Source organism: Streptomyces sp. NBC_01520 (assembly GCF_045040375.1).
GTDB lineage: Bacteria > Actinomycetota > Actinomycetes > Streptomycetales > Streptomycetaceae > Streptomyces.
In genome coordinates this window covers 6,249,244-6,272,927 of sequence record NZ_CP109404.1, presented here as the reverse complement: position 1 = coordinate 6,272,927, position 23,684 = coordinate 6,249,244, and the positions used below count along the sequence as shown (strand labels likewise).

The following is a 23,684-nucleotide window of genomic DNA, read 5'->3' as shown; positions in this document are numbered from 1 at the left end:
CGCATTGCACAAGTGTTCTTCACAGTAAGGTCGTCGGACCAGTTCCACCGTGGGGGGAGAGAACGGATGGTGCAGCACAGGGTCGGTTACGCACCGGGGGTGTACGACCTGTTCCACGTCGGCCACCTGAACATCCTGCGGCACGCCCGCAGCCAGTGCGACTACCTGGTGGCGGGGGTCGTCTCCGACGAGATGGCCGCGCTCGCCAAGGGCCACAGACCGGTGATTCCGCTGACCGAACGTCTGGAGATCGTGCGGAGCGTGCGTTTCGTGGACGCGGCGTTCGTGGAGACGGTTCCGGACAAGGTCGAGACGTGGCAGCAGGTGCGCTTCGACGTCATCTTCAAGGGGGACGACTGGCGGGGCACCGAGAAGGGGAAGCGCCTGGAGCGCGACTTCGCCGAAGTGGGCGTGGAGGTCGTCTACTTCCCGTACACGGTGCACACGTCCAGCACCCGGCTGCGCCGGGCACTGGACGTGCTCGTCAGCCGGCCCGGAGCGCTTTCAGCTCCCTGAACCACTTGGCCAGGAAGGCCACGAGGAACAGGGCGTGCACGGCGGCGAGCAGGGCGTATCCGGCCCGGAAGACGCCGGGTGCGCCGAGCAGCAGGAAGACCAGGCAGAACACCCCGTAGTCCGCGGGCAGCAGCGCCACGGCCCGCACCCGGGACACCGGGGCCGTGGCGCCGCCGGCCGCGGGCGCCGTCCGGGCCGCGGCCCTGCCCAGCTGCTCCCGCAGCAGGCCGGCGCAGAAGGTCAGCACGGCGGTGAACAGGAAACCGAGCGGCAGCAACAGCCAGGCTTCCGAGGGCAGTTCGGTGTAGCGGTAGAAGGAGATCAGCACGGCGGTGTGGACGAGGATCATCTTGGCGCAGTCCACGACGTGGTCGAGCCATTCGCCGTCCGGACCACCCCGTCCCGTCAGCCGGGCGAGCTGCCCGTCCGCCGAGTCGAAGGCGAAGCCGACGGCCAGAGCGGCGTAGACGACGGCACCGAGCCACCAGGACGGCTCGGCGAGCGCCACCGCGGCGAGCCCCGGGAAGGTGAACGCCGCGCTGATCAGGGTTACCTGATTGGGCGTCAGTCCGGTGCGGTATGCCCCCGCCGCCAGCAGGCGTCCGGCCGGCCGGTTCACGTACCGCGAGTAGAGCGAGACGCCCCTGGACGACTTCTGTGCGCCGCGCAATTCGCGCAGCACCGTACCCGTGCTTTCCATACGCCCCCCAGCGCCCGGCCGAACTGTCCGCTGCATCATGGCAGACGTACGGGGACGGGCAGGGGTGGTCCGTACCGTCCGGCGGCATGACCTGGCAGGTAATCGACGTGCCACCGGACCCGGGACAGGCTGTTCACGACGCCGCGAACACCGTGGCGGCGGACACCTGGCTTCCGGGAGGGAACAGATCATGACCGTTCACGAGGACGCCGTCCTGCGCTACTTCGCCGCGTGGAACGCGGACACCGCCGAGGAGCGTACGAAGGCGGTGGCCGCGGCCTTCACAAAGGACGCCACGTACACCGATCCGCTGGCCGAGGTACGTGGCCACGACGGGCTGGTCGCGGTGATCGGCGGGGCGCGGGAGCAGTTCCCCGGCTTCGACCTCGTCCCCACCGGGGCGCCGGACGCGCACCACGGCCTGGCCCGCTTCACCTGGGACCTGGTCTCCCGGGCCGACGGCTCGGCCCCGGTGGCCGGGTCCGATGTGATCACCCTGGCCGGGGACGGCCGGATCAGCTCGGTCAGCGGGTTCCTGGACCGGCTGCCGGGAGCCTGAGCAGGGTCAGTCCTGCTCCGGGCGCGGTTCGGGTCCGGGCTCCGTGAGCTGTTCGTCGAGGTCGTCGAAGAGCAGTTCGCTGTGCCCGACCTGACCGGTCCGGTAGGCCGACCGGGCCACCAGGTGGGACGCCACGGGGCTGGTCAGCAGCTGGAAGAAGCCGATGAGAGCCAGCGTCGCGAGGTCCATGCCGCTGCGCAGCCGCAGCGCGACCCCGGCCAGCACGAGCAGCAGGCCGAGGGTCTGCGGCTTGGTCGCGGCGTGGCTGCGGGACAGGACGTCGGGCAGCCGCAGCATGCCGATCGCCCCGAGGAGGCAGATCACCGCACCGGCGAACACCAGGACCGCACCGGCCGTGTCGCTGATCTGCAGCGGGACGTTCATTCCGGCTCGTCCTTCCCTGCGGGGGTCCGGCGCGAGAGCGGCCGGTCGCGTACGGCGATGAAGCGGGCGATGCCCACCGACCCGGTGAAGCCGAGGAACGCGAGGACCAGCATGACCGGGAAGTAGAAGGGGTCCAGGGCTATCGCCGACTTGGCGCCGAGTCCGGCGATGATCAGTGCGGCGCCGACGTCCAGGGCGATCGCGCGGTCCAGCATGGAGGGGCCGCGCCAGATCCGGACGAGCAGCAGCGCCCCCGCGACGACGAGGACCACCACGGCGGCGGTGAGCAGCACCCGGTCGACGGTGTCGGGGCCGTTCATGAGCCCTCCCCCGGTTCGCCGGGCCGCCCGGTCGGGGGTGGTGGCGCGGACACCCGGTCGATCTCGTCCCTGGTCCCGAACGCCCGTACCGTCAGGGCCTCCAGCCGCCGGACGGAACGCCGGGCGGCATCCAGCGCCTCCGGCCGGTCCGCGTCGAGCACGTGCAGGAAGACCGTGCCGGTGGCCCGGCGCACCTCGATGACGGAGCCGCCGGGCACGTTGGACACGGCGACGGCGGTGGCGGCGAGCATCAGGTCGCTGCGGCAGCGCAGCGGTACGCCGATGACGGCGGGCCGGTGCGGACGTCCGGCGAAGATCTGCCGGGTGACCTTCACGCCCGAGGTGTACATGTCGTAGAGCAGGTATCCGGCGAGGACGAGGATGCCCCACGGGTGGAGCCGCAGCCCGAGGTCGACCTTGGGCAGCGGGAACGCCAGGCAGACTGCCACCGCGACGACCACGCCGGTGACGACGTTGGCCCAGGTCAGGGTGGACCAGAGCAGCACCCAGATCAGGGTGAGCCAGGCGATCAGCGGCAGGTCCAGCACGCGGCCCCGGCGGCCGGGGAACGCGCAGCTGAAGGGGGGCAGGTCGGGGTCACGGAAGGACAGGGTGACGAAGCGCCTCACGGGCCGAGTACCTCCTCCACATAGGGGGTCCGCGCGATGAGTTCGGCGGCCGAGCGGTCGGTGTAGGCGGCCAGCGGCCCCGCCAGCACGGTGAAGGCGAGACCGAGTGCCACGGCGCCCGCGGTGGCGGCGGTCATCGCGCGGGGCGGCCGGGTCGTGGTGGTGACGGCCCGTCCGTGCAGGGTGGCGGCGACGGCCTGGCCGGCCGGCCCGGGGACGCCGAGGACGCGTTCGTCGCCGCTGCCGAAAATGCGGTCGGGGCCGGTGTCGGCGTCGTCGTCGCTCTCGTCGGCGGACTCCAGGACGGTGCCGAAGGCGGCCTGGTCGGGGGGTTCGGCGCGCCAGAAGGCCAGGTTCCAGACCTTGGCCATCACGTACAGCGTGAGCAGGCTGGTCACGGTCGCCCCGGCGACGAGGATCCAGGCCCAGACGCCGCCGTCGGCGACACCGGCGCGCATGAGGCCGAGTTTGCCGATGAAGCCGGACAGCGGGGGGATCCCGGCGAGGTTCATCGCGGGGACGAAGAAGAGGACCGCGAGGAGCGGGGCGGCCCTGGCCAGTCCGCCGAGCCGGGTGAGCTCGTTGGTGCCGCCCCGGCGTTCCATGAGGCCGGCGACGAGGAAGAGGGTGGTCTGGACGGTGATGTGGTGGGCCACGTAGAAGATCGCGCCGCCGTACGCGTCCCGGGTGGCGAGGCCGATCCCGAAGACCATGTAGCCGATGTGGCTGATGAGGGTGAAGGACAGCAGCCGTTTCAGGTCGGTCTGCGCGACCGCTCCGAGGATGCCCACGACCATGGAGGCGAGCGCGGCGGCCATCAGCAGGTCACCGAGCCGGTTGCCGGGGAAGAGCAGGGTTTCCGTGCGCAGCATGCAGTAGATGCCGACCTTCGTCAGCAGGCCGGCGAAGACAGCGGTGACGGGTGCGGGGGCGGTCGGGTAGGAGTCGGGGAGCCAGGCAGCGAGGGGGAAGACGGCGGCCTTGATCGCGAAGACGGTGAGCAGCATCGCCTGGATCAGGGTCTGTACGCCGAGCGGGAGTTCGGGCAGCCGGACCGCCAGCTGGGCGAAGTTGGCGGTGCCCGTCGCGGCGTACGTCATGGCGATGGCGGTCAGGAACAGCATCGAGGAGAACAGCGAGATGATCACGTAGGTGGAGCCGGCCCGGATCCGGGGGCCGGTGCCGCCGAGCGTGAGCAGGACGAAGCTGGCGACCAGCATGATCTCGAAGCCGACGTAGAGGTTCACGAGGTCACCCGCGAGGAAGGTGCAGGACACCCCGGCGAGCAGGATGAGATAGGCGGGGTGGAACACCGCGACCGGTGTCTCCTTGTCCCGGTCGGCCATGCCCTGGCCGAGCGAGTAGACCAGCACGGAGAGGGTGACGGCCGAGGAGACGGTCAGCATCAGCCCGGACAGCCGGTCGGCGACCAGGGTGATACCGAGCGGCGGGGCGAAGTCGCCCAGGTGCACGGACAGCGGGCCCTCGCGGTCGGACACGATCATGAGGGCGACCGAGAGTCCGAGTACGGCGGTGAGCACGGCGACGCTGATGATGCGCTGGAAGCGGGCGAGCCGGGTGCCGAAGGCGAGGCTCAGCCCGGTGGCGCAGAGCGGCAGCAGCACCGGCAGCGGGACGAGCGCGTTCATCCGGCGGCTCCTCGGTCGGGGTCCTGGCCATGGGTACCGGGTGCGGTGCTGACCGGGTAGTCCTCCGGGTCGGCGCCCAGCACGTCGTGCCACAGGTCGCCTGAGGCGTCCCGGCCCCGGGCCTGGAGTGCGCGGTCGGCGTGCAGCCGGGCGCGCAGCCGGCGGCGTTCCCCGCGGTAGCGGGCCCGTTCCTCCGGTGTCCGGCCGGACTCCGTCCGGTACTCCTCGCGCAGCTCGGCCCACTCCCCCAGCACCTCGGCCCGCAGCACGACGCGCCGGTCCTCCAGGTCGTCGTGGACCTCGTCCGTGCCGGTCAGCTGGTGGCTGCGGTAGGCCATGGCGAGCAGGAACGCCGTGGTGGCGAGGGTGATGACGATGGCGGTGAGCGCGATGGCCTGCGGCAGCGGGTCGGTGACCCGGCGCAGCGGTACGCCGTAGAGGAGCGGTGCCGCTCCGGCGGATCCGGTCGCGGAGAGCACCAGCAGGTTGATGCCGTTGCCGGCGATCACCGCGCCGAGCAGGATGCGGGTGAGCGGCCGGGTGAGCATGAGAATGCCGCCGACCGCGCAGAGGACCACGGCGGTGGCGAGGAGCGAGACGCTGACCGTCATCGGCCGGTGTCCCCCGTCCCGGGCGCGGGGGCGAGTGCGCCCGCCGCGCGTTCGATCTGCCGGTCGACCTTGGCTCCCAGCGCCCGGACGATGTCCAGGACCACGCCGAGGACCAGCAGGTAGACACCGAAGTCGAAGAGGACCGGCGTCGCCAGGTGGTAGTCGCCGAACACGGGCAGCTGCCCGTGGTACGTCCACGCGTGGAGGACCGTGCCCTCCGCGAGGCCGAGGAGGGCGACCCCGGTGGACAGGAAGAGGCCGAGTCCGGTGAAGAGGCCGGGCTGCAGCGGGGCGGCCTCGGCGAGTTCGAACCGGCCGCCCGCCAGGTAGCGGGTGATGAAGGCGAGTCCGGCGACGAGTCCGCCGACGAAGCCGCCGCCCGGCATGTTCTCCGCGCAGAACAGGAGGTACAGGGAGAGGACGAGGATCGGGTGGAAGACCAGCCGGGCCACCACCTCGAAGACCACGGACCGGTGTTCGGGCGCGAGGGTCGAACCGGCGGCCAGCCAGTCGCGTTCGGGGGCGGTGTCGTCGCCCTGCGGCAGTCCGGTCAGCCGGTGGCCGGTCAGCGACCAGGCGGTGGCGCCGCGCAGTTCCTCCCGGGTCATGGGTCCTTCGCTGCGGCGGTGCAGGTAGATGAGGCTGGTCACGCCGATCGCGGCGGCGGCGAGGACGGCGGACTCCCCCATCGTGTCCCAGGCGCGCAGGTCGACGAGGATGGTGGCCACGACGTCCTTGAGCCCGTGGTGGGCGACCTCCTCGACCATGGCCGCGCCGGCCGGTGCGGCGACACGCGAGGCGCCCGCCACCCAGACGACCACGCCGAGCGTCGCCGCGGCGCCGAGCGCCACCGGGACACGGATCGCGCGCCGCCAGTGACTGACCGACTCCTGGAAGTGCACCGGCATCCGGCGCAGCACCAGGACGAACACGATCATCGACACGGTCTCCACGCAGAACTGGGTGAGTGCCAGATCGGGGGCGCCCTGGACGACGAAGAGCAGCGCGGCTCCGTACCCGGTGAGTCCCGCGAGGACGACGGCCTTCATCCGGCGGCTGACGGTCAGGCAGAGCAGGGCCGCCGCGCAGGTCAGCACGGCCACGGCGCCCTGGAGCGGGGTGTCCCACGCCCGGGGGGCGACCGCTCCTTCCCAGGGGCGGTCGGTGATCAGGACCGCCAGTTGTCCGGCCAGCATCACCAGCAGGGTGGTGGCCAGGTAGACGGACAGGGAGCCGCGCTGGACAAATCCGGTGACCTGCAGGGCGATGCGTTCCAGGCCGAGCAGGAGGTGGCCGAAGACGCTGTCGGCGGTCGGCCAGGCGATCCGCCGGGAGATCCGGGTGACGGTGGTACGTCCGGCGAAGAGCACGGCACCGCCCGCCCAGGTGAGGGCGGACAGCAGCAGGACCGTTCCGAAGCCGTGCCAGAGCGCCAGGTGGTAGGGGTGGGCGGGCGTGGGGAAGGTGTCGGCGTACGCGGCGAACAGCCGGTCCGTCCACCCGACTCCGGGGCCGAGGACCAGACCGGCCACGGCGAGGACAGCGGGCGGGGCGAGGAAGGCGGCACCGACACTGCGCACGGGGGTGTCGGCGACCCCGGGCTTGCGGAAGAACGCACCCCACACGAAGCGGAGGGTGTACGCGACGGTCAGCACGGAGCCGACGACGGTGACGGCGAGCACCCAGTGGTCCACGGTGTCGCCGTGCTGCAGCGCGTGGAAGGCGGCCTCCTTCGCGGCGAAGCCGAGCAGCGGCGGCACCGCGGCCATGGAGGCGGCGGCGAGCACGGCGACCGTGCAGAGGTACGGCGCCGCGCGGCCGACGCCGGAGAGTCTGCGCACGTCACGGGTGCCGGTCGCACGGTCGACGATGCCGGTGACGAGGAACAGCGCGGCTTTGAACAGGGCGTGACCCAGGATCATCGCGGCGGCGGCGAGTGCGGCGTCCCGGGTGCCGGCCCCGGCGAGGACGACGAGGAAGCCGAGCTGGCTGACGGTTCCGTAGGCGAGGAGGAGTTTCAGGTCGTGGAGGCGCAGCGCCCGCCAACCGCCGAGGAGCATGGTCGCGCCGCCGAGCACGAGGACGACGGGCCGCCAGACGGGGACGTCGGCGAAGGCGGGGGCCAGCCGCGCCACCAGGTAGACACCGGCCTTGACCATGGCCGCGGCGTGCAGGTAGGCGCTGACGGGGGTGGGTGCGGCCATGGCGTTCGGGAGCCAGAGGCTGAACGGCCAGATCGCCGACTTCGACAGCGCCCCGCACAGGACGAGGACGACGGCCACCGACACGGCGAGGGTGGGCTCCGGCGGGTCGGCGACGATCGCGGAGATCCGGTAGGTGCCGGCCGCCTGACCGAGGATCAGGAAGCCGACCAGCATGGCGAGGCCGCCGAGCGTGGTGACGGTGAGTGCCTGGAGGGCGGAGCGGCGGTTCTGTTTGCGTTCGCTGGCGTGGCCGATGAGGAGGTAGGAGAAGACCGTGGTCAGTTCCCAGAACACGTAGAGGGTGATGAGGTCGTCGGCGAGAACGAGCGCGAGCATCGCACCGGCGAAGGCCAGCAGGTTCCCGGCGAACGAGGCCAGTTGAGGGGAGTCGTCGGTGAAGTAGGAGGCGCAGTACAGCAGGACGAGCGTGCCCACACCTGCCGCGAGCAGCACCATCAGCTCGGCGAGCGCGTCCAGTCGCAGGCCCACCCAGACGTCGTACGCCGGGATCCACTCCCAGGCCTGGTCGGCCGACCGCCCTGCCGCCGTGGTGCTCCATTGCGTCGCCGCCCAGACGGTGGCCGCCGCGGGGGGCAGCGCTAGCACGACGAAGGCGTGCCTGCCGAACCACCGCACCAGCGGACGCGCGCAGGCTGCCAGGGCGAAATGGCAGACGATGAGCGCGATCACGAGGAGGTATCCGGAACAAAGGGCACCGAATACAGATATATCGCCCAGCTCCGTTCACCCGTCCGGCGCGCCGCGCGGCCCCCCGGCCGCTGATTCCCGGCGGGCCGGTCCCACCTGGCGCCGGGCCGCTGCTTCCCGCCGGGCAGCCGTCCACCGTTTCCCGCCGGTCGGGACCCGCCGGGAGCCCGGCCTCCGTTCCTCCGCCCGTTCAGACGTGGCGGGCACACGCCCCACTGTGATCACAGAACGGCGCGTTCCCCGTCAGTCCGCAGCCGCACACCATCACCCGCGTCTCCTGCATGGGGCCTTCCGGAGTGGCCACCTCCAGGTCTCCGCGCACATGGACGACCCCGTCGGCGTGCAGGGAGACGTGCGTCGGCACGTCGGGGACCTCGTCGGGCATCCCGTCGGTGCGGTGGTAGGCGAGCGCCCCGCTCGGGCAGCGGTGGATGACGTCGGCGACGTCGTCGGCCGAGGCGTGCCGGGGCATGATCCACGGCCTGCGTCCGACCTGGAAGACGTCCGGCAGCCCGTGGACGCACTCCGCGGCGTGCAGGCAGCGGTGCGCGTCGTAGCTGACGGTGATGCCGTCACCCTCGTACGACCTGGTCGCGGGGTGCGGGGGCGGTTCGCTGGTCACCACGGTCCTTCCCTGTACGGCCGGTGCCGGACACCTACGTGCGGGAACCCGCGTGTGGGACACCCACCCCTCCAGGCTCACCCCGGAGCAGGTGGGCCGCTACTCGGGCGGAGCGACCGGCCCGGTACGTCACGGGGAACGGTGAAGGAACTGTGGGCACGCCGTGTTGCACGTGTGAGCCCGCCTACTCTTCATTTTTACACTGTGACTAATATCCATGTGTCCAAGTTCTCAATGGATTTGATCAGTCACCGGCTGACACCACTGTCAAGGAGCATCCCCTGCGCACGCGCGCGTCACGGCGGACCGACTCGACACCCATGTCGTTGCGGACAGCCCTACTCGTACTGGCCATCGTCCCCGGTGTCGCACTGGCAGCCCTCTGGGCGGTCACCAGTGGCCAGACACTGCTCGACTTCCAGCGCCAGGCAGCCCAGGGACTCTTGGCCGAGCAAGCGGGCCAACCGTCCAACATCGTGTACTACAACCTGCAGGAGGAGCGTCGGCTCAGCGCGGAGGCGCTGGCCCGTCCCGGCGACTCCGACACGGCGCTGAAGCAGCAGCGCACGCTCACGGACGACGCGATCGAGACCTTCCAGTCCCTCTCGGACGTGAACGCCGACGACGCGCCCGAAGAGGTTCGGGACGCGGTCGGCAGGGCCCGGGAGGCGATCAACCAGCTGCCCGCGCAGCGCACCCTCGTCGACGAGGGTGACGACGAGCAGCAGAAGGCCGTCTACGGGTACTACACCGATCTGATCGCCGTGGACCTCAAGCTCTTCGCGGCGCTCAGCCACGTGGACAACGGCAGGGTGACCACGCTGTCCCAGACGCTGGTGGACCTTTTCTGGACCAAGGAGATGATCTCCCGCTCGGACGCGATCCTGGCCCGGGGCTGGCCCGCGGGCAAGCTGAGCACCGAGGACCTCCAGCAGGTCCGGGAGTCCGTGTCCGCCCAGTCCTTCCAGGCCGGCAACAAGGTGCTCCCGTATCTGCCCGAGGACGAACGGGCCGAGTGGCAGGAGATCATCGACGGGCCGGCCTGGGCCGGCAAGACGGAGGTCGAGGAGAAGGTCCTGCGCCCGGCCTTGCCGGACAGCGCGGGGTTCGTCGCGCTGGAGGCCGACGAGAAGACCTGGCGTCAGGCCATGGACGACGTCACCCCGCAGCTCGTCGAACTGATGGAGAAGCGCACCGCCGCCGTCGTCGAGAACGGCAAGAGCAGCATCCTCTCCCTGCTGCTCAAGATGGTGCTCACCACGGTGATCGGCCTGCTCGCGGTCATCGCGGTCATCCTGACCACCTGGCGCCTCACCCGTAACCTCCGTCTGCGCATCGGCGGTCTGCAGGAGCGGGCCGAGGAGCTGGAGCGGGCGCTGCCCGAGGTCGTGGAACGGCTGGCGCAGGGCGAGAAGATCGATGTCGAGGCCGAGGCCCGCGCGATCGAGACGCCGGCCGAGGGCGGTGACGAGCTCACCCGGCTCGGCAGCGCGCTCAACCAGGCGCGTACCAGTGCCCTGCAGGCCGCCGTCAAACAGGCCGACCAGCACCGTGGCTTCGAGCGGCTGCTGCAGCGCATCGCGCGCCGCACCCAGCAGTTGATCGGCCAGCAGCTCAAGAAGCTGGACGAGCTGGAGCGCAAGCACGAGGACCCCGAGGTGCTCGACGGCCTCTTCGACCTGGACCACCTCACGGCGCGTCTGCGCCGGTACGAGGAGAACCTGGTGATCCTCGCCGGCGGTTCGCCGCACCGGCGCTGGCGCAAGCCCGTACCCCTGCTGGACGTCATGCGTTCCGCGCAGGGCGAGGTGCAGGACTACCGCCGGGTGGTGCTCGATCTCGACGGCTCCCCCTGGCTGTCCGAACGGGCCGTCGGCCCGGTCTCCCACGTCCTGGCGGAGCTCATCGAGAACGCGCTGAGCTTCTCCCGGCCGCCCAGCCCGGTCGAGGTCCGCGCCGCCGAGGTGAGCCGGGGTCTGGCCATCGAGGTCGAGGACCGCGGTCTCGGCATGGACGAGGCGCAGCTGGCCGAGGCGAACGAGCTGATGAGCCGTCCGCCCCGGATGGACGTGCTGGCGCACTCCGAGGACATCCGGCTCGGCTTGTACGTGATCGCGCGCCTCGCGGACCAGCACGGGCTGCGGGTCGAATTCCGGCCGTCCGCCTTCGGCGGTACCCGCGTGGTCGTGCTCGTGCCCGACGAACTGACCGTGGCCGAGCCGGGTTCCCGCCCGGTGGGCGTACCGTCGCCCGCCCCGGTCACCGCGCGGCGTCCGCCGGACGCCGCCCCCGCGGCTCCGGGTGCGCTGCCGACGCGGGTACAGGGCAAGGCGCTGGCCGGTGTCACGGCCCTGGCCGACCACACCGCACGGTCCGGCCGCACGGCCGGGCAGGACCCGCCCGAGCAGCCGGTTCCCTACGGCACGGAGGACCGGCCGGAGGCCCCGTACCCGCGGCAGGACCCGCCGAACGCGGCTGCCGAGGAGCCGTACAGGGTGTCCGGTCAGCCCTTCCCGCCCACCGGACAGCCGTACGGCACGACAGACACCCCGTACCCCGGGACCGGCTCCCCGTACGCCACGGGCGACACCCTGTACGCCGACGCGGAACAGCCGTACGCCGGCAGCGGTGGCGCCTACGCCGACGCGGCACCGTACGCCGAGGGCGACTCCGCCTTCCCGGATGCCAGGCCGTACACCACCGGTAGCCCCGCCCACCCCGACGCGGACCGGCCCTACGCCACCGGTGACACCTCCTGCCCCGGGCCCGAAGGGCCGTACGCCGGGGACGACCTCGCGTACGCCGGGCCGGACGGCGCGTACTCCGCGTCCGAAGGCGGGTACTCCGGCCAGGAGCAGCCTTACATGACTGCGGCGGGCCAGTACCCCGTGCCCGGCCACGCCTACCCGGCCGCCGAGGACCAGGACCCGTACCCGGCGCCGAGTTCGTCGTACCCGCCCCCGTACCCGGCCGGGACCGACACCGACCGGCAGTCCTACGGTGCGTCCGACCACGCCGCCGTGACGCGCCACCCGCAGGCACCGCAGCTGCCCCCGGCGGTCTCCGCGGCACCGCTCCCGCCCGAACGGCCGGCTCTTCCCGGGCCGGACGCCGCTCCGGCGGCGGAGGGTGCCGAGCCCCCGCTCCCCCGGCGGGTGCGCCAGGCCAGCCTGGTGGACGAGCTGCGGGTCGGCCCCGCCGCCCGCACCTCCGCACCCAAGCCCCCGAGCTGGGACGAGAACCCGCTGCTTCGGCCGGCCCCCCGTCGGGCCGGGGCCGCGATCGGGGCGTTCCAGCGCAGGTCGCGCGCGGCCCGCGCGGCGGAGGAATCGCCGCGCCCGCCCGCCCCCTCCCTTCCCACGAGAGAAGAACGGTCATGACTCGCACAACGGCCACCCTCCAGGACCTGGACTGGCTGCTCGACGGTTTGGTGGACTCGGTCGCCGAGACCGTGAACGCCGTGCTGCTGTCCGACGACGGCCTGGTGGTGAGCCACTCACGGACCATCGACCGGGCCGACGCCGAGCGGCTCGCCGCGATATGCACCGGCCAGCAGAGCCTCGCCCGCGGGGTCGGCCAGCTGTTCAACGGCGGCACCGTGCACCAGGTGATCGTCGAACTGGCCGATCTCTGGCTGTTCATCATCACGGCCGGCCAGGGCACCCACCTCGCGGTCGTCGCGTCCCAGGAGGTCGACGCCGAGGTCATGTCGCTGGCGATGCACAACCTCGTCCAGCAGGTCGGCCAGAAGCTCATCGCGCCCGTGCGCGGCGAGTTCGACGCCTTCGGTACCGGGAACGGGCAGCGGGTGTGACGCCCTACTGGGACGAGGAGGAGGCCGAGGAGGACGGAGCGGGCACGATGGTGCGCCCGTACACCATCACCCGTGGCCGAACCGCCCCCGAACGGGACGACTTCAGCCTCATCACCGTGCTCACCACAGCCGACCGGCCGGTGGACGAGCACGGCGTGGCCCTGCGCGCGGGCCGGCTCCAGCCGGAGCACCGCATCATCCTCGACCGCTGCCGCCGGCCGGCCGCGGTCGCCGAGGTCTCCGCCGACCTCGACCTGCCGGTCTCGGTGACCAAGATCCTGCTGGCGGATCTGGTGTCCCAGGGCCTGCTGCTGGCCCGCGCCCCACTGACGGTGGCGCGGGCATCCGGCGGGGCCGACATGGGCCTGCTGGCCGCCGTACGTGACGGACTCCGGAGACTCTGACCCAAGATGACAACCAGCCAGACGGCGCCCTCCGCCGTCAAGATCCTCATAGCCGGTGGTTTCGGCGTCGGAAAGACGACCCTGGTGGGCGCCGTCAGCGAAGTCGCCCCGCTGCGCACCGAGGAGTACCTCACCAAGGCCAGCATCGGTGTCGACGACCTGGCCGGCGTCGGCCGGAAGGACACCACGACCGTGGCCCTGGACTTCGGCCGCATCACGGTCAGCCCGGAGCTGGTGGTGTACCTCTTCGGCACACCGGGCCAGGAACGCTTCTGGTTCATGTGGAACGACCTGGTCAACGGGGCGCTCGGCGGTGTCGTGATCGCCGACACCCGTCGGCTCGAGACCAGCTTCGCCTCGATCGACTTCTTCGAGAGCCGGGACATCCCCTTCGTGGTGGCGATCAACTGCTTCCACGGGCGCAACACCCGTACCACGGAGGAGATCCGGGCCGCCCTCGACCTGGATCCGCATGTCCCGCTGCTGATCGGCGACGTCCGGGAGAGGCCGTTCGGCCGCGACGTGCTGCTGGCCCTGGTCGACCACCTGATGAGCCTGCCCGCCGCGGTCCGCTGACCGGCCCTCCACCCCGTCCCTCACCTCCTTACTTCCTTATTTCTCGCTCTGGAGAGACCTGAGATGGCAACACCCCTTCGTGTACTGGTACATGGCGGCGGCATCGGCGGGCTGACCCTCGCCGTCGCGCTCGCCCGGCGTGGTCACACCGTCGAGGTCGCCGAGCTCCGGGACCAGCTGGACGCCCTCGGCGTCGGCATCATCCAGCCGTCCAACGCGCTCCACGTCATGCGCGAGATCGGCGTGCTCGACGCGTGCGTCGCCGCCGGCTTCGAGTGGGAGGTGCTGACCATCTGCGACCCGGCCGGCGCCACGCTCGCCAAGATCCCGCAGCCCCGCATGGACGACGCCCCCTCGAACAACGGCATACCGCGCCCGGCCCTGGCGAATGTGCTCGGCGACGCCGCCGTCGCCGCCGGGGTGGGGATCCGCTTCGGTACGACAATCGTCGAGCTGGCCGACGACGGTTCCGGCGTCGAGGTGACCCTGTCGGACGGCTCGTCCGCCCGCTGGGACCTGGTCGTCGGCTTCGACGGCATCGGCTCCCCGCTGCGGACCCGGCTCTACGGCGACCGTTTCACCCCCGAGTACACCGGCTTCGCCAACTGGCGGGTCACCGTGCCGCGTCAGCCCGGGATCCAGGGTGTCGTGATGAGCACCGGCAATCAGGCCGCGAAGGCGCTGCTCACCCCGATCACGGACGAACTGATGTACCTGGGCGCGGTGTTCGCCGAGGAGTCGGACTTCCGGCCGGACCCCGCGCGGGCCCACGAGCAGCTCGCGGAGCGCCTCACCGTGTTCTCCGGACCGGTCGCCGAGGCACTCACGCACGTCAAGGATCCGGACGCCGTCGTGTACTCGCGCATCTCGCAGGTCACGGTGGAGGATCCCTGGCACGTCGGCCGGGTCGTCATCGCCGGTGACGCCGCGCACGCGAGCACACCGCACCTCGCCCAGGGTGCGGCGATGGCGGTGGAGGACGCGCTGGTCCTCGCCCAGTCGCTGGACGCCGAGGACGACGTGCCCGCGGCGCTCGCCGCCTGGGAGGCCCGCCGCCGGCCGCGCGCCATGTTCGTGCAGAACCTGTCGCGCGCGATCCTGAAGCAGGAGACGGGAACGGGTACGACCCCCGAGGAGGACGAGCTCCTGAAGATCGGCATCCCGGGCGCCGCCCATGTGCTGGCCAAGCCGTACTGAACAGCCGTATGACGTGATTCCCCGTCGGGGCAGCCGGACGGACCGGCTGCCCCGGTCTCGTTCCCGGCGCCCGCGCGGGGCGCGCCGGTCGCGCCGTGCTTCGGTCGTGCATCAGTCGAGCACCGCGATGCCGTCGAGCTCGACCAGGGCCTGCTCGTCCCAGAGCCTGGCCGCTCCGATCACCGCCATCGCCGGGTACTCGCGCCCCGCGAGCCGGCGCCAGATCCTGCCCAGTTCGGGGGCGTGGGAGCGGTAGTCCGCGACATCGGTGGCGTACACGGTGACCCGGGCCAGGGACGCCGGGGAGCCGCCCGCCGCGCGCAGGGCGGTGAGCAGATTGCCGAGTGCCGTCTCGAACTGCTCGGGCAGGGTGGCGCCGACGACCTTCCCGTCCCCGTCCAGGGCGGTCTGGCCGGCCAGGAAGACCAGCCGGCCGCCGGTGGCGGTCACGGCGTGCGAGAAGCCGGTGGGCGGGGCGAGTTCGGGTGGGTTGATCCGGGTGAGGGGATTCATGCGGGCGTCTCCTGGGTCGCGTACAGCTCCTTGGCGATGATGGTGCGCTGTACCTCGGTGGCGCCCTCGTAGATCCGGGGCGCGCGGACCTCGCGGTAGAGGTGTTCGAGCAGATGGCCGCGGCGCAGGGCCCGTGCGCCGTGCAGCTGGACGGCCGCGTCGACGACGTACTGCGCGGTCTCCGTGGCGTACAGCTTGGCCATCGCGGCGCGCCGGGGTACACCGGGCTCGCCCGCGTCGTGGGCCGCGGCGGCGGCGTACACCAGGAGGCGGGCGGCCTCGGTGCGGGTGGCCATCTCGGCGACCTGGTGGGAGACGGCCTGCAGGTCCTTGAGCGGGCCGCCGAACGCGGTGCGGCGCGCCGTGTGCTCCAGGGTGGCGTCGAGCGCGGCACGCGCCATGCCGACGGCGAACGCGCCGACGCTGGGCCGGAAGAGGTTCAGGGTGTCCATCGCGACCCGGAAGCCCCGGTCCGTCTCCCCGAGCACGTCCTGGGCGGTGACGGGTACGCCGTCGAAGGCCAGGGTCCCGATGGGGTGCGGGGAGAGCATGTCCAGGGCCGTGCCGCTGAGCCCCCGACGGTCCGCGGGGACGAGGAACGCGGTGACCCCGCGCGCTCCGGCGCCTTCGGTCGTGCGGGCGAAGACGGTGTAGAAGTCGGCCTCCGGGGCGTTGGAGATCCAGCACTTCTCGCCGGTCAGCCGCCAGCCGTCCGGGGTGCGGCGGGCTGCGAGTGCCAGGGCCGCCGCGTCCGATCCGGCATCCGGCTCGCTGAGCGCGAACGCGGCGACGGCGCGGCCCGCGCGCACCTCGGGGAGCCAGCGTCCGCGCTGAGCCGGGGTGCCCGCCTGGACGACGGGGTAGGTGCCCAGGCCCTGCAGCGCGAGTGCGGTCTCGGCCTCGGTGCAGCCGCGTGCCAGCGATTCGCGCAGCAGGCAGAGGTCCAGCGCACCGGAGCGAAGCATCCGGTCCAGCAGGCCGAGCTCGCCGAGCGCGGCGAGCAGCGGGCGGTCGACCCGGCCGGGCTCGCTCTTCTCGGCGAGGGGGCGCAGCTGCCCCCGGGCGAGTGCGTACAGCTCGTCACACCAGGCGGTCTGACCGGGTTCGAGCGAGAATGCCGTCATACCGGCGCCTCTCTTGTCGCGACGTATCGCTGACTCGTTGCGGACTTATCGCGGACCGTTGACTACCGTCACCCAAACGATACGCTCCAAGGGCGACTAGGGGGCGATGCTTCATGAAGCCGTCAGATACCGCGAGTGCGCACACCGACACGTTCGCGCGCGACCATCTCCCGCCCGCCGGCCAGTGGCCCGAGCTGGTCTTCGACCTGCCCGAGCTGCGCTATCCGGACCGTCTGAACTGCGGGTACGAGCTCCTCGACCGGACCGTCGACCGCCTCGGCCCGGACCGCCCCGCGTTCCGCACCGCCGACGGCGGCGTCTGGAGCTACGGGGAGCTGCGGGACCGGGTGGACCGGATCGCCCGGGTGCTGACCTCCGATCTGGGTGTCGTCCCCGGCAACCGGGTGCTGCTGCGCGGCCCCACCACCCCCTGGCTCGCGGCCTGCTGGCTCGCGGTGATGAAGGCGGGCGCGGTCGCCGTGACGGTCCTGGCCCAGCAGCGGGCGGCGGAGCTCGCCACGGTCTGCTCGCTCGCCAGGGTCGGCCACGCGCTGTGCGACATCAGGTCCGTCGACGACCTGGTGGGGGCGCGGGTGCCCGGGCTGCGGATCACCACGTACGGCGGCGGCGGACCCGACGACCTGACGACGCTCGCGGCGGCCCGGCCTGGGCCGTACCGGGCGGTGGACACCGCCGCCGACGACGTGGCGCTCATCGCGTTCACCTCGGGGACCACCGGACGGCCCAAGGGCTGCATGCACGTCCACCGTGACGTGCTGGCCGTCGCCGACACCTTCGCCCGCCACATCCTGCGGCCGGTCCCGGACGACGTGTTCACGGGCAGCCCGCCACTGGGCTTCACGTTCGGGCTCGGCGGTCTGGTGATCTTTCCGCTGCGGGCCGGTGCGTCGGCGCTGCTGCTGGAACAGGCCGGGCCCGGACGGCTGCTGCCCGCGCTCGCCGCCCACCGGGTGTCGGTGCTGTTCACCGCGCCGACCGCGTACCGCCTGATGCTCGACGCGCTCGACGGCCACGACCTGTCCGCGCTGCGGCGCTGCGTCTCGGCGGGGGAGAATCTGCCCGCCGCGACCTGGCACTCCTGGTACGAGCGGACGGGGCTGCGCATCATCAACGGCATCGGCGCCACCGAGCTGCTGCACATCTTCATCTCGGCGGCCGACGACGCCATCCGCCCGGGTACCACGGGCAGGCCGGTGCCCGGCTGGCGGGCGCGGGTGGTGGACGACGACGGCGAGGAACTGCCCGACGGCGTACCCGGCCTGCTCGCGGTACGCGGCCCGGTCGGCTGCCGCTACCTCGCCGACGAGCGTCAGCGCGCCTATGTGCGCCACGGCTGGAACATCACCGGCGACACCTACGTCCGCGAGCCCGACGGGTACTTCCGGTACGTCGCCCGCGCCGACGACATGATCATCTCGTCCGGTTACAACATCGCCGGTCCCGAGGTGGAAGAAGCGCTCCTGCGCCACCCCGAGGTGGTGGAGGCCGCGGTGGTGGGCCGGGAGGACGAGCTGCGCGGCCAGATCGTGGCGGCGTACGTGGTGCTGCGCGCGGGTGCGGAGCAGTCCGCCGACGCCCTGCGCAGGCACATGAGGTCCGAGCTGGCTCCGCACAAGTGCCCGCGCGTCTTCGAGTTCCTGCCCGCGCTTCCCCGGACGGCGACCGGAAAGCTCCAGCGCTTCCGGCTGCGTGGCACGGGCGCTCTAGAGTGATCGCGTGGCCGAGCACACCCCCCGTTCCCTGATCGTCACCCTCTACGGCGCGTACGGGCGTTCCCCCGGCAACGCGCCGCTGGCGGTGTCCGAGCTGATCCGGCTGTTGCACGCCGTCGGCGTCGACGCCCCGTCCGTGCGTTCCTCCGTGTCGCGGCTCAAGCGCCGTGAACTGCTGGTGCCCGCCCGGACGGCGGACGGCGCGGCGGGGTACGCGCTGTCGCCCGACGCCCGGCAGTTGCTGGACGACGGGGACCGGCGGATCTACCGCCGTCCGGAGCCCCGGCTCCGGGACGGCTGGGTGCTCGCCGTCTTCTCCGTACCGGAGGCCGAACGCCACAAGCGGCACCTGCTGCGCTCCCGGCTCGGCCGGCTCGGCTTCGGCACGGCGGCGCCCGGTGTGTGGATCGCTCCCGCCGGGCTGTACGAGGAGACGCGGCACACCCTGGAGCGGCTGGAACTGGCCCCGTACGTCGAGCTGTTCCGCGGGGAGCACCTCGGTTTCGCCGCGACGAAGGAGTCCGTGGCGCGCTGGTGGGACCTGGACGCGGTCGCCGGGCTCCATCTGGACTTCCTGGAGCGGCAGGAACCCGTGCTCCGGTCCTGGCAGGCGAGGCCCGCCGGGTCGGTGCCGGATCCGCAGGAGGCGTACCGGGACTACCTCCCGGCGCTGGATTCCTGGCGGCGGCTGCCGTACGCGGATCCGGGGCTGCCCGGGGAGCTGCTGCCGAAGGACTGGCCGGGGGCCCGCTCGGCGGAGGTGTTCGGGCTGCTGCACACCCGGCTGCGGGATGCCGGGGCCCTGTTCGTGCACGCGCGGGCCACCTGATGGAATCCGGATGCCCGCCGGCCGGTCGAACCGGCACGATGAGGCATGACCTGGACCTTCACCGATGACGTCGACGTCTTCCTGGACGCGGCCGGGGCCTCGCTGACGGCGCGGCCCGTCGAGAACACCCTGGTGCTGACCGTCACCGGGACGCTGCGGCGTGGCGGCCCGCACGCGTACGGCGAGGGCGCCCCGGTGCTCGGCTGGTGGCGCGGGGACGACAGTGAGGTCGCGGGGACGCTGGTGCGGACTCCGCCGTATCCGCCGCTGCTGGGTACGGTGGCCCCGGAGGCGGTCGCCCCGCTGATCGAAGTGTTCCCGATGAGCGGGGTCGACGCGGACCGCGCCACGGCCGTCGCGCTGGCGGCACACTGGCCGGGCCATCGCGTCGAGCAGGAGCAACGGCTGTACCGCCTGGGCGAGTTGGCCCCGCCTTCCCCGGCCCCCACCGGCCTGCCGCGCGCCGCGACGGGGGCCGACCGGGCCCTGCTGGTGGACTGGCATCTGGCGTTCGCCGAACAGGTCGGCCGGCCGGGCACGCATGCCGAGCGGCTCGTCGACGAGCGGACGACGGACGGCGGGCTGACACTCTGGGAGGACGCGGGGGTGCCCGTGTCGATGGCCGGGGTCTCCCGCCGGATCGCGGGCACGGTCCGGGTGGCGACCGTCTACACACCACCGGAGCACCGGGGGCGGGGGTACGCGGCGGCGGTGACGGCCGAGGTGAGCCGGGCCGCGCGGGCGGCGGGCGTGCGGGAGGTACTGCTGTTCACCGACCTCGCGAACCCGACGAGCAACGGCGTGTACCGGCGCATCGGTTACGAGCCGGTCTCCGACCGGCTGCTGATCACCGCGGAGCCCAAGTGACGGACGGGGCCGGGGATGCGCCCCTTGGGCAGGTCTGGCTCGTGGCCGCGACCGTGGTGCGGTGGCGGCGGTACGGGGACGGCGGACAGGAGCTGCGGCCGGGCACCAAGTCCTGCCGGGGCGGCTCGAAGATGCATGTGATCGCGACGTATCCGGGAACGGCCCACGAGCAGCTGACCACGATCGGGCGCGGCCGCCGCACGGGCACGTACATCACGATCGGCATGGCGACGCGCAACCTGCGCACCTTCCGCTCCGTGCCGGTCCACAGCCCGACCGTACTGCGACTGTGCGAGGAGGCCGGCGTGGGCGGCTGCCTGTCGGGCCGGGAGGACGCGGGGGAGCCGGCCGCCCTGCCCGGACGGCTGGCGGCCGAGTACCGCGCCACCTCGTGGGGCGCACCTCATCCGCTGCCCTGCCGCTGCCACGAGTGCCTGACGCTCAGCCCAGGGTGAGCCGGGGCCTGGGTGCGTCGGTGCGGCCCGTCGGCGGGGTGCGGCTGCCCGCGCGGTACGGGAGGGGCCAGGGGGCGCCCGTCCCCTCGTAGCCCTGTTCGGCGGCCGCGTGCAGGGTCCAGTGCGGGTCGTACAGGTGGGGGCGGGCCAGGGCGCAGAGGTCGGCGCGGCCGGCGAGGAGCAGCGAATTGACGTCGTCCCAGGAGGAGATGGCGCCGACCGCGATGACGGGGACGTCCAGGGCGTTGCGGATCCGGTCGGCGTACGGGGTCTGGTAGGAGCGGCCGTACTCGGGGTGTTCGTCCGGGACGACCTGGCCGGTGGAGACGTCGATGGCGTCGGCGCCGTGTGCGGCGAAGGCGCGGGCGATCCCGAGGGCGTCCTCGGGGCTCGTGCCGCCCTCGGCCCAGTCGGTCGCGGAGATCCGGACGGTCATGGGCCGGTCCTCGGGCCAGACCTCGCGGACCGCGTCGAAGACCTCCAGGGGGAAGCGGAGGCGGTTCTCCAGCGGTCCGCCGTGGGCGTCGGTGCGCCGGTTGGTGAGCGGGGAGAGGAAGCCGGAGAGCAGGTAGCCGTGCGCGCAGTGCAGTTCGAGGAGGTCGAATCCGCAGCGGGCGGCCCGCCGGGCGGCGTCGGTGAACCGCTCGCGGACGGTGTCGAGTCCGGCCCGGTCCAGGGCGTACGGGATCTGGCCGGCGCCCGGGGTGTACGGGATCGGGGAGGCGGCGGCGACCGGCCAGTTGCCCTCGTCCAGGGGCTGGTCGATGCCGTCCCACATCAGCTTCGTGGAGCCCTTGCGGCCGGAGTGGCCGAGCTGGACGCCGATCGCCGCGCCGGGGGCGGAGTCGTGGACGAAGCGGGTGATCCTGGTCCAGGCCGCTTCCTGTGCGTCGGTCCACAGTCCGGTGCAGCCGGGGGTGATACGGCCTTCGGGGCTCACGCACACCATCTCGGTCATGGTGAGGCCGGCGCCGCCGAGTGCGCGGGCGCCGAGGTGGACGAGGTGGAAGTCGCCGGGCATCCCGTCGACGGCGGAGTACATGTCCATGGGCGAGACGACGACGCGGTTGCGCAGTTCGAGGCCGCGCAGGCGGAGCGGTGTGAACATCGGCGGGGTGCCGGGCGGACAGCCGAACTCCTCCTCGACCGCCCCGGTGAAGCCGGGGTCGCGCAGCCGGAGGTTGCCGTGGGTGACGCGGCGGCTGCGGGTGAGGAGGTTGAACGCGAACCGGCGGGGCGGCTGGTCCATGTACTGCGGGAGTTCCTCGAACCAGCGCAGGCTGGCCGCCGCCGCGCGCTGGGTGGACAGGACGACCGGGCGGCGCTCCGCCTCGTACGCGGCGAGGGCGGTGGGCAGGTCGGGCTGTTCCTCGATGCAGGCGGCCAGTGCGAGGGCGTCCTCGACGGCGAGCTTGGTGCCGGAGCCGATGGAGAAGTGGGCGGTGTGGGCGGCGTCGCCGATGAGGACCGTGTTGCCGTGCGACCAGCGGGAGTTGGTGACGGTGGCGAAGGTGAGCCAGGAGGAGTTGTTGGAGCGCAGCGGCCGGCCGCCGAGTGCGTCCGCGAAGATCTTGGCGCAGTGTTCGGTGGACCCGGCGATGTCGCGGGTGTCGAGCCCGGCCGCCCGCCAGACCTCTTCGCGCATCTCGACGATCACGGTGGAGGCGTCGGGTGAGAAGGGGTAGGCGTGCAACTGCGTCACGCCGTGCGCGGTCTCGGCGGTCTCGAAGCGGAAGGCGTCGAACGCGAAGTCCGCGGCGAGCCAGATGTAGCGGTTGCGGTGGGTGGTGATCCGGGGGCCGAATTCGGCGGCGTGGGCCTCGCGGGTGGCGCTGTGCACCCCGTCCGCGGCGATCACCAGGTCGTGCCGGGCGGCGAGCTCGGCGGCGGGCGGGGCGGGGGTCCGGAAGCGGAGGCGTACGCCGAGGGATTCGCAGCGGGCGTGCAGGATCCGCAGCAGCCGTCGGCGGCCGAGGGCGGCGAAGCCGTGGCCGCCCGAGGTGTGGACGGCACCGCGGTGGACGACGTCGATGGTGTCCCAGCGGACGAACTCGTCCCGCAGCGCGCGGTACACGACGGGGTCGGCGTGCTCGATGCCGCCGAGCGTCTCGTCGGACAGGACCACCCCGAAGCCGAACGTGTCGTCGGGTGCGTTGCGCTCCCAGACGGTGACCTCGCGCCGGGGGTCGAGGCGCTTGAGGAGGGCCGCCGCGTAGAGGCCACCCGGGCCGCCGCCGATGACGGCGATCCGCCCGGTGCCCGGCCGCGGGTCCGAGGGGGACACCGCTACCGGCCCTGCCACTTCGGCGGCCGCTTCTCGGTGAAGGCGGCATGGAACTCCGCATAGTCCTCGCCGGTCATCAGGAGGGCCTGCGTGGCGGCGTCCATCTCCACGGACGCGGCCAGCGGCATGTCGAGCTCGGCGGTGAGCAGAGCCTTCGTCCGGGCGAGGGCGAGGGCGGGGCCCTCGGCCAGCCTGCGGGCGAGCGCCGCGGCCTGCGCGTCGGCCCGTCCTTCCTCGGCGAGCTCGCTGATCAGCCCGATGCGTTCCGCCTCGGGGGCGCGGACGGGTTCGCCGAGCATCAGGAGCCGGGTGGCGTGGCCGAGGCCGACGACCCGGGGCAGCAGGTAGGCGGCGCCCATGTCGCCGCCGGAGAGGCCGACCCGGGTGAAGAGGAAGGCGAAGCGGGCCGACGGGTCGGCGACACGGAAGTCGGCGGCGAGGGCGAGCACGGCTCCGGCCCCGGCGGCGACCCCGTGCACGGCGGCGACGACGGGGAAGGGGCATTCCCGCAGGGCCCGGACGACCAGGCCGGTCATCCGGTTGAAGTCCAGGAGCTGGGCGGTGTCCATCGCGAGCGTGGCGCCGATGATCTCGTCGACGTCGCCGCCGGAGCAGAATCCGCGCCCCTCCCCGGCGAGCACGAGCGCGCGTACGGTGCCTTCGCGGGAGAGCTCGGCCAGGAGGTCACGCAGGTCGGCGTAGGCGCCGAAGGTGAGCGCGTTGAGCTTCTCGGGGCGGGCGAGGGTGACGGTCGCCACGCCGTCGTCCAGCGTCAGGCGCAGGTGCTGCCAGCGCTCCGTGTGCGGAGCGGAGCCGGTGAACGGGCTCATGGAAGGGTCCCCTCCAGCCGTCGGACTGCTGCTGATCCGCTTCGAAGTTATCACTCATACGTGACTTCCGTCATGAGAGCGCGATAAACGATCGGTGAGGCCGATGTGGCGAAGGTCCCCTTTGTACCGGTCGGCCGCCTCTATGTCTGAGGCGCT

General features: G+C 72.5%; 23 protein-coding genes. 11 read left to right on the top strand and 12 right to left on the bottom strand.

The window, feature by feature from the left end; all coding sequences use genetic code 11:
- The first annotated feature begins 66 nt into the window (after positions 1–66).
- On the top strand, positions 67–516 hold the full coding sequence (locus OG524_RS28370) for an adenylyltransferase/cytidyltransferase family protein (protein ID WP_405387870.1): 450 nt from the start codon (positions 67–69) through the stop codon (positions 514–516).
- Here the strand turns inward: OG524_RS28370 and OG524_RS28365 are convergent.
- Complete coding sequence (locus OG524_RS28365; RefSeq protein ID WP_405811887.1) at positions 485–1,216, bottom strand: CDP-alcohol phosphatidyltransferase family protein; 732 nt, start codon at positions 1,214–1,216, stop codon at positions 485–487. The two genes, OG524_RS28370 and OG524_RS28365, sit on opposite strands and share 32 nt — an antisense overlap.
- Before the next feature lie 190 nt (positions 1,217–1,406).
- On the opposite strand from OG524_RS28365, the gene OG524_RS28360 reads away from it, so the two are divergent.
- Positions 1,407–1,775, top strand: a complete 369-nt coding sequence (locus tag OG524_RS28360) for a nuclear transport factor 2 family protein (protein ID WP_405387872.1) — start codon at positions 1,407–1,409, stop codon at positions 1,773–1,775.
- 6 nt (positions 1,776–1,781) lie between these two features.
- On the opposite strand, the gene mnhG is transcribed toward OG524_RS28360, so the two are convergent.
- The 7 genes from mnhG to OG524_RS28325 form a co-directional block, all read right to left on the bottom strand.
- On the bottom strand, positions 1,782–2,159 hold the full coding sequence (mnhG, locus tag OG524_RS28355; protein WP_405387873.1) for a monovalent cation/H(+) antiporter subunit G: 378 nt from the start codon (positions 2,157–2,159) through the stop codon (positions 1,782–1,784).
- Positions 2,156–2,479, bottom strand: a complete 324-nt coding sequence (locus OG524_RS28350; protein WP_405387874.1) for a monovalent cation/H+ antiporter complex subunit F — start codon at positions 2,477–2,479, stop codon at positions 2,156–2,158. Before OG524_RS28350 ends, mnhG begins: the two co-directional genes overlap by 4 nt.
- Positions 2,476–3,108: a Na+/H+ antiporter subunit E gene (locus OG524_RS28345; protein ID WP_405387875.1), complete on the bottom strand. Its 633-nt coding sequence runs from the start codon at positions 3,106–3,108 to the stop codon at positions 2,476–2,478. The genes OG524_RS28350 and OG524_RS28345 overlap by 4 nt, the downstream gene beginning before the upstream one ends.
- Positions 3,105–4,757: a Na+/H+ antiporter subunit D gene (locus OG524_RS28340; RefSeq protein WP_405387876.1), complete on the bottom strand. Its 1,653-nt coding sequence runs from the start codon at positions 4,755–4,757 to the stop codon at positions 3,105–3,107. The genes OG524_RS28345 and OG524_RS28340 overlap by 4 nt, the downstream gene beginning before the upstream one ends.
- The gene (locus OG524_RS28335; protein WP_405387877.1) at positions 4,754–5,368 is read right to left on the bottom strand and encodes a Na(+)/H(+) antiporter subunit C; all 615 of its coding nucleotides are present in this window, start codon (positions 5,366–5,368) and stop codon (positions 4,754–4,756) included. Before OG524_RS28335 ends, OG524_RS28340 begins: the two co-directional genes overlap by 4 nt.
- Entirely contained in the window at positions 5,365–8,262 is a 2,898-nt protein-coding gene (locus OG524_RS28330) for a Na+/H+ antiporter subunit A (protein WP_405811886.1), read from the bottom strand. The genes OG524_RS28335 and OG524_RS28330 overlap by 4 nt, the downstream gene beginning before the upstream one ends.
- 208 nt (positions 8,263–8,470) lie before the next feature.
- The gene (locus OG524_RS28325; protein ID WP_405812508.1) at positions 8,471–8,902 is read right to left on the bottom strand and encodes a (4Fe-4S)-binding protein; all 432 of its coding nucleotides are present in this window, start codon (positions 8,900–8,902) and stop codon (positions 8,471–8,473) included.
- Positions 8,903–9,222: 320 nt separating this feature from the next.
- Between OG524_RS28325 and OG524_RS28320 the strand changes: the two genes are divergently transcribed.
- The 5 genes from OG524_RS28320 to OG524_RS28300 all read left to right on the top strand — a co-directional run bounded on the left by OG524_RS28320 (position 9,223) and on the right by OG524_RS28300 (position 14,893).
- Entirely contained in the window at positions 9,223–12,282 is a 3,060-nt protein-coding gene (locus OG524_RS28320; RefSeq protein ID WP_405811885.1) for a nitrate- and nitrite sensing domain-containing protein, read from the top strand.
- Positions 12,279–12,716 (top strand): roadblock/LC7 domain-containing protein, encoded by a 438-nt coding sequence (locus tag OG524_RS28315; RefSeq protein ID WP_405811884.1) that lies wholly within the window; start codon positions 12,279–12,281, stop codon positions 12,714–12,716. The genes OG524_RS28320 and OG524_RS28315 overlap by 4 nt, the downstream gene beginning before the upstream one ends.
- Complete coding sequence (locus OG524_RS28310) at positions 12,713–13,120, top strand: DUF742 domain-containing protein (RefSeq protein WP_405811883.1); 408 nt, start codon at positions 12,713–12,715, stop codon at positions 13,118–13,120. The genes OG524_RS28315 and OG524_RS28310 overlap by 4 nt, the downstream gene beginning before the upstream one ends.
- A gap of 6 nt (positions 13,121–13,126) precedes the next feature.
- Positions 13,127–13,696, top strand: coding sequence for a GTP-binding protein (locus OG524_RS28305; RefSeq protein WP_405387885.1), 570 nt, complete (start codon positions 13,127–13,129; stop codon positions 13,694–13,696).
- A gap of 63 nt (positions 13,697–13,759) precedes the next feature.
- Positions 13,760–14,893, top strand: a complete 1,134-nt coding sequence (locus OG524_RS28300; RefSeq protein WP_405811882.1) for an FAD-dependent monooxygenase — start codon at positions 13,760–13,762, stop codon at positions 14,891–14,893.
- A gap of 111 nt (positions 14,894–15,004) precedes the next feature.
- Here OG524_RS28300 and OG524_RS28295 read toward each other — a convergent pair whose 3' ends face one another.
- Both OG524_RS28295 and OG524_RS28290 read right to left on the bottom strand, forming a co-directional pair.
- A complete protein-coding gene (locus OG524_RS28295) occupies positions 15,005–15,406 on the bottom strand; it encodes a RidA family protein (RefSeq protein ID WP_405387888.1) in 402 nt (133 codons plus the stop codon).
- Positions 15,403–16,530, bottom strand: a complete 1,128-nt coding sequence (locus OG524_RS28290) for an acyl-CoA dehydrogenase family protein (RefSeq protein WP_405387889.1) — start codon at positions 16,528–16,530, stop codon at positions 15,403–15,405. Before OG524_RS28290 ends, OG524_RS28295 begins: the two co-directional genes overlap by 4 nt.
- Before the next feature lie 113 nt (positions 16,531–16,643).
- Here OG524_RS28290 and OG524_RS28285 point away from each other — a divergent pair, with 113 nt between their 5' ends.
- From OG524_RS28285 to OG524_RS28270, 4 genes are read left to right on the top strand one after another with little or no spacing between them, the layout of a single operon-like run.
- A complete protein-coding gene (locus OG524_RS28285; RefSeq protein WP_405811881.1) occupies positions 16,644–18,263 on the top strand; it encodes an AMP-binding protein in 1,620 nt (539 codons plus the stop codon).
- A gap of 4 nt (positions 18,264–18,267) precedes the next feature.
- Positions 18,268–19,092, top strand: a complete 825-nt coding sequence (locus OG524_RS28280) for a PaaX family transcriptional regulator C-terminal domain-containing protein (protein ID WP_405387891.1) — start codon at positions 18,268–18,270, stop codon at positions 19,090–19,092.
- Positions 19,093–19,137: 45 nt separating this feature from the next.
- The gene (locus OG524_RS28275; protein WP_405387892.1) at positions 19,138–19,959 is read left to right on the top strand and encodes a GNAT family N-acetyltransferase; all 822 of its coding nucleotides are present in this window, start codon (positions 19,138–19,140) and stop codon (positions 19,957–19,959) included.
- Positions 19,960–20,000: 41 nt separating this feature from the next.
- The gene (locus OG524_RS28270) at positions 20,001–20,414 is read left to right on the top strand and encodes a hypothetical protein (protein ID WP_405811880.1); all 414 of its coding nucleotides are present in this window, start codon (positions 20,001–20,003) and stop codon (positions 20,412–20,414) included.
- On the opposite strand, the gene OG524_RS28265 is transcribed toward OG524_RS28270, so the two are convergent.
- Both OG524_RS28265 and OG524_RS28260 read right to left on the bottom strand, forming a co-directional pair.
- Entirely contained in the window at positions 20,401–22,716 is a 2,316-nt protein-coding gene (locus tag OG524_RS28265; protein WP_405811879.1) for a bifunctional salicylyl-CoA 5-hydroxylase/oxidoreductase, read from the bottom strand. The genes OG524_RS28270 and OG524_RS28265 overlap by 14 nt on opposite strands.
- Positions 22,701–23,528: an enoyl-CoA hydratase family protein gene (locus tag OG524_RS28260; RefSeq protein WP_405387896.1), complete on the bottom strand. Its 828-nt coding sequence runs from the start codon at positions 23,526–23,528 to the stop codon at positions 22,701–22,703. The genes OG524_RS28265 and OG524_RS28260 overlap by 16 nt, the downstream gene beginning before the upstream one ends.
- Positions 23,529–23,684 lie beyond the last annotated feature (156 nt).

Bases quoted from the DNA above. Each gene is read 5' to 3' on its own strand.
- OG524_RS28370 (WP_405387870.1), top strand. From the start codon at position 67: ATGGTGCAGCACAGGGTCGGTTACGCACCGGGGGTGTACGACCTGTTC.
- OG524_RS28365 (WP_405811887.1), bottom strand. From the start codon at position 1,216: ATGGAAAGCACGGGTACGGTGCTGCGCGAATTGCGCGGCGCACAGAAG.
- OG524_RS28360 (WP_405387872.1), top strand. From the start codon at position 1,407: ATGACCGTTCACGAGGACGCCGTCCTGCGCTACTTCGCCGCGTGGAAC.
- mnhG (WP_405387873.1), bottom strand. From the start codon at position 2,159: ATGAACGTCCCGCTGCAGATCAGCGACACGGCCGGTGCGGTCCTGGTG.
- OG524_RS28350 (WP_405387874.1), bottom strand. From the start codon at position 2,479: ATGAACGGCCCCGACACCGTCGACCGGGTGCTGCTCACCGCCGCCGTG.
- OG524_RS28340 (WP_405387876.1), bottom strand. From the start codon at position 4,757: ATGAACGCGCTCGTCCCGCTGCCGGTGCTGCTGCCGCTCTGCGCCACC.
- OG524_RS28335 (WP_405387877.1), bottom strand. From the start codon at position 5,368: ATGACGGTCAGCGTCTCGCTCCTCGCCACCGCCGTGGTCCTCTGCGCG.
- OG524_RS28320 (WP_405811885.1), top strand. From the start codon at position 9,223: ATGTCGTTGCGGACAGCCCTACTCGTACTGGCCATCGTCCCCGGTGTC.
- OG524_RS28315 (WP_405811884.1), top strand. From the start codon at position 12,279: ATGACTCGCACAACGGCCACCCTCCAGGACCTGGACTGGCTGCTCGAC.
- OG524_RS28305 (WP_405387885.1), top strand. From the start codon at position 13,127: ATGACAACCAGCCAGACGGCGCCCTCCGCCGTCAAGATCCTCATAGCC.
- OG524_RS28300 (WP_405811882.1), top strand. From the start codon at position 13,760: ATGGCAACACCCCTTCGTGTACTGGTACATGGCGGCGGCATCGGCGGG.
- OG524_RS28295 (WP_405387888.1), bottom strand. From the start codon at position 15,406: ATGAATCCCCTCACCCGGATCAACCCACCCGAACTCGCCCCGCCCACC.
- OG524_RS28290 (WP_405387889.1), bottom strand. From the start codon at position 16,530: ATGACGGCATTCTCGCTCGAACCCGGTCAGACCGCCTGGTGTGACGAG.
- OG524_RS28285 (WP_405811881.1), top strand. From the start codon at position 16,644: ATGAAGCCGTCAGATACCGCGAGTGCGCACACCGACACGTTCGCGCGC.
- OG524_RS28275 (WP_405387892.1), top strand. From the start codon at position 19,138: ATGACCTGGACCTTCACCGATGACGTCGACGTCTTCCTGGACGCGGCC.
- OG524_RS28260 (WP_405387896.1), bottom strand. From the start codon at position 23,528: ATGAGCCCGTTCACCGGCTCCGCTCCGCACACGGAGCGCTGGCAGCAC.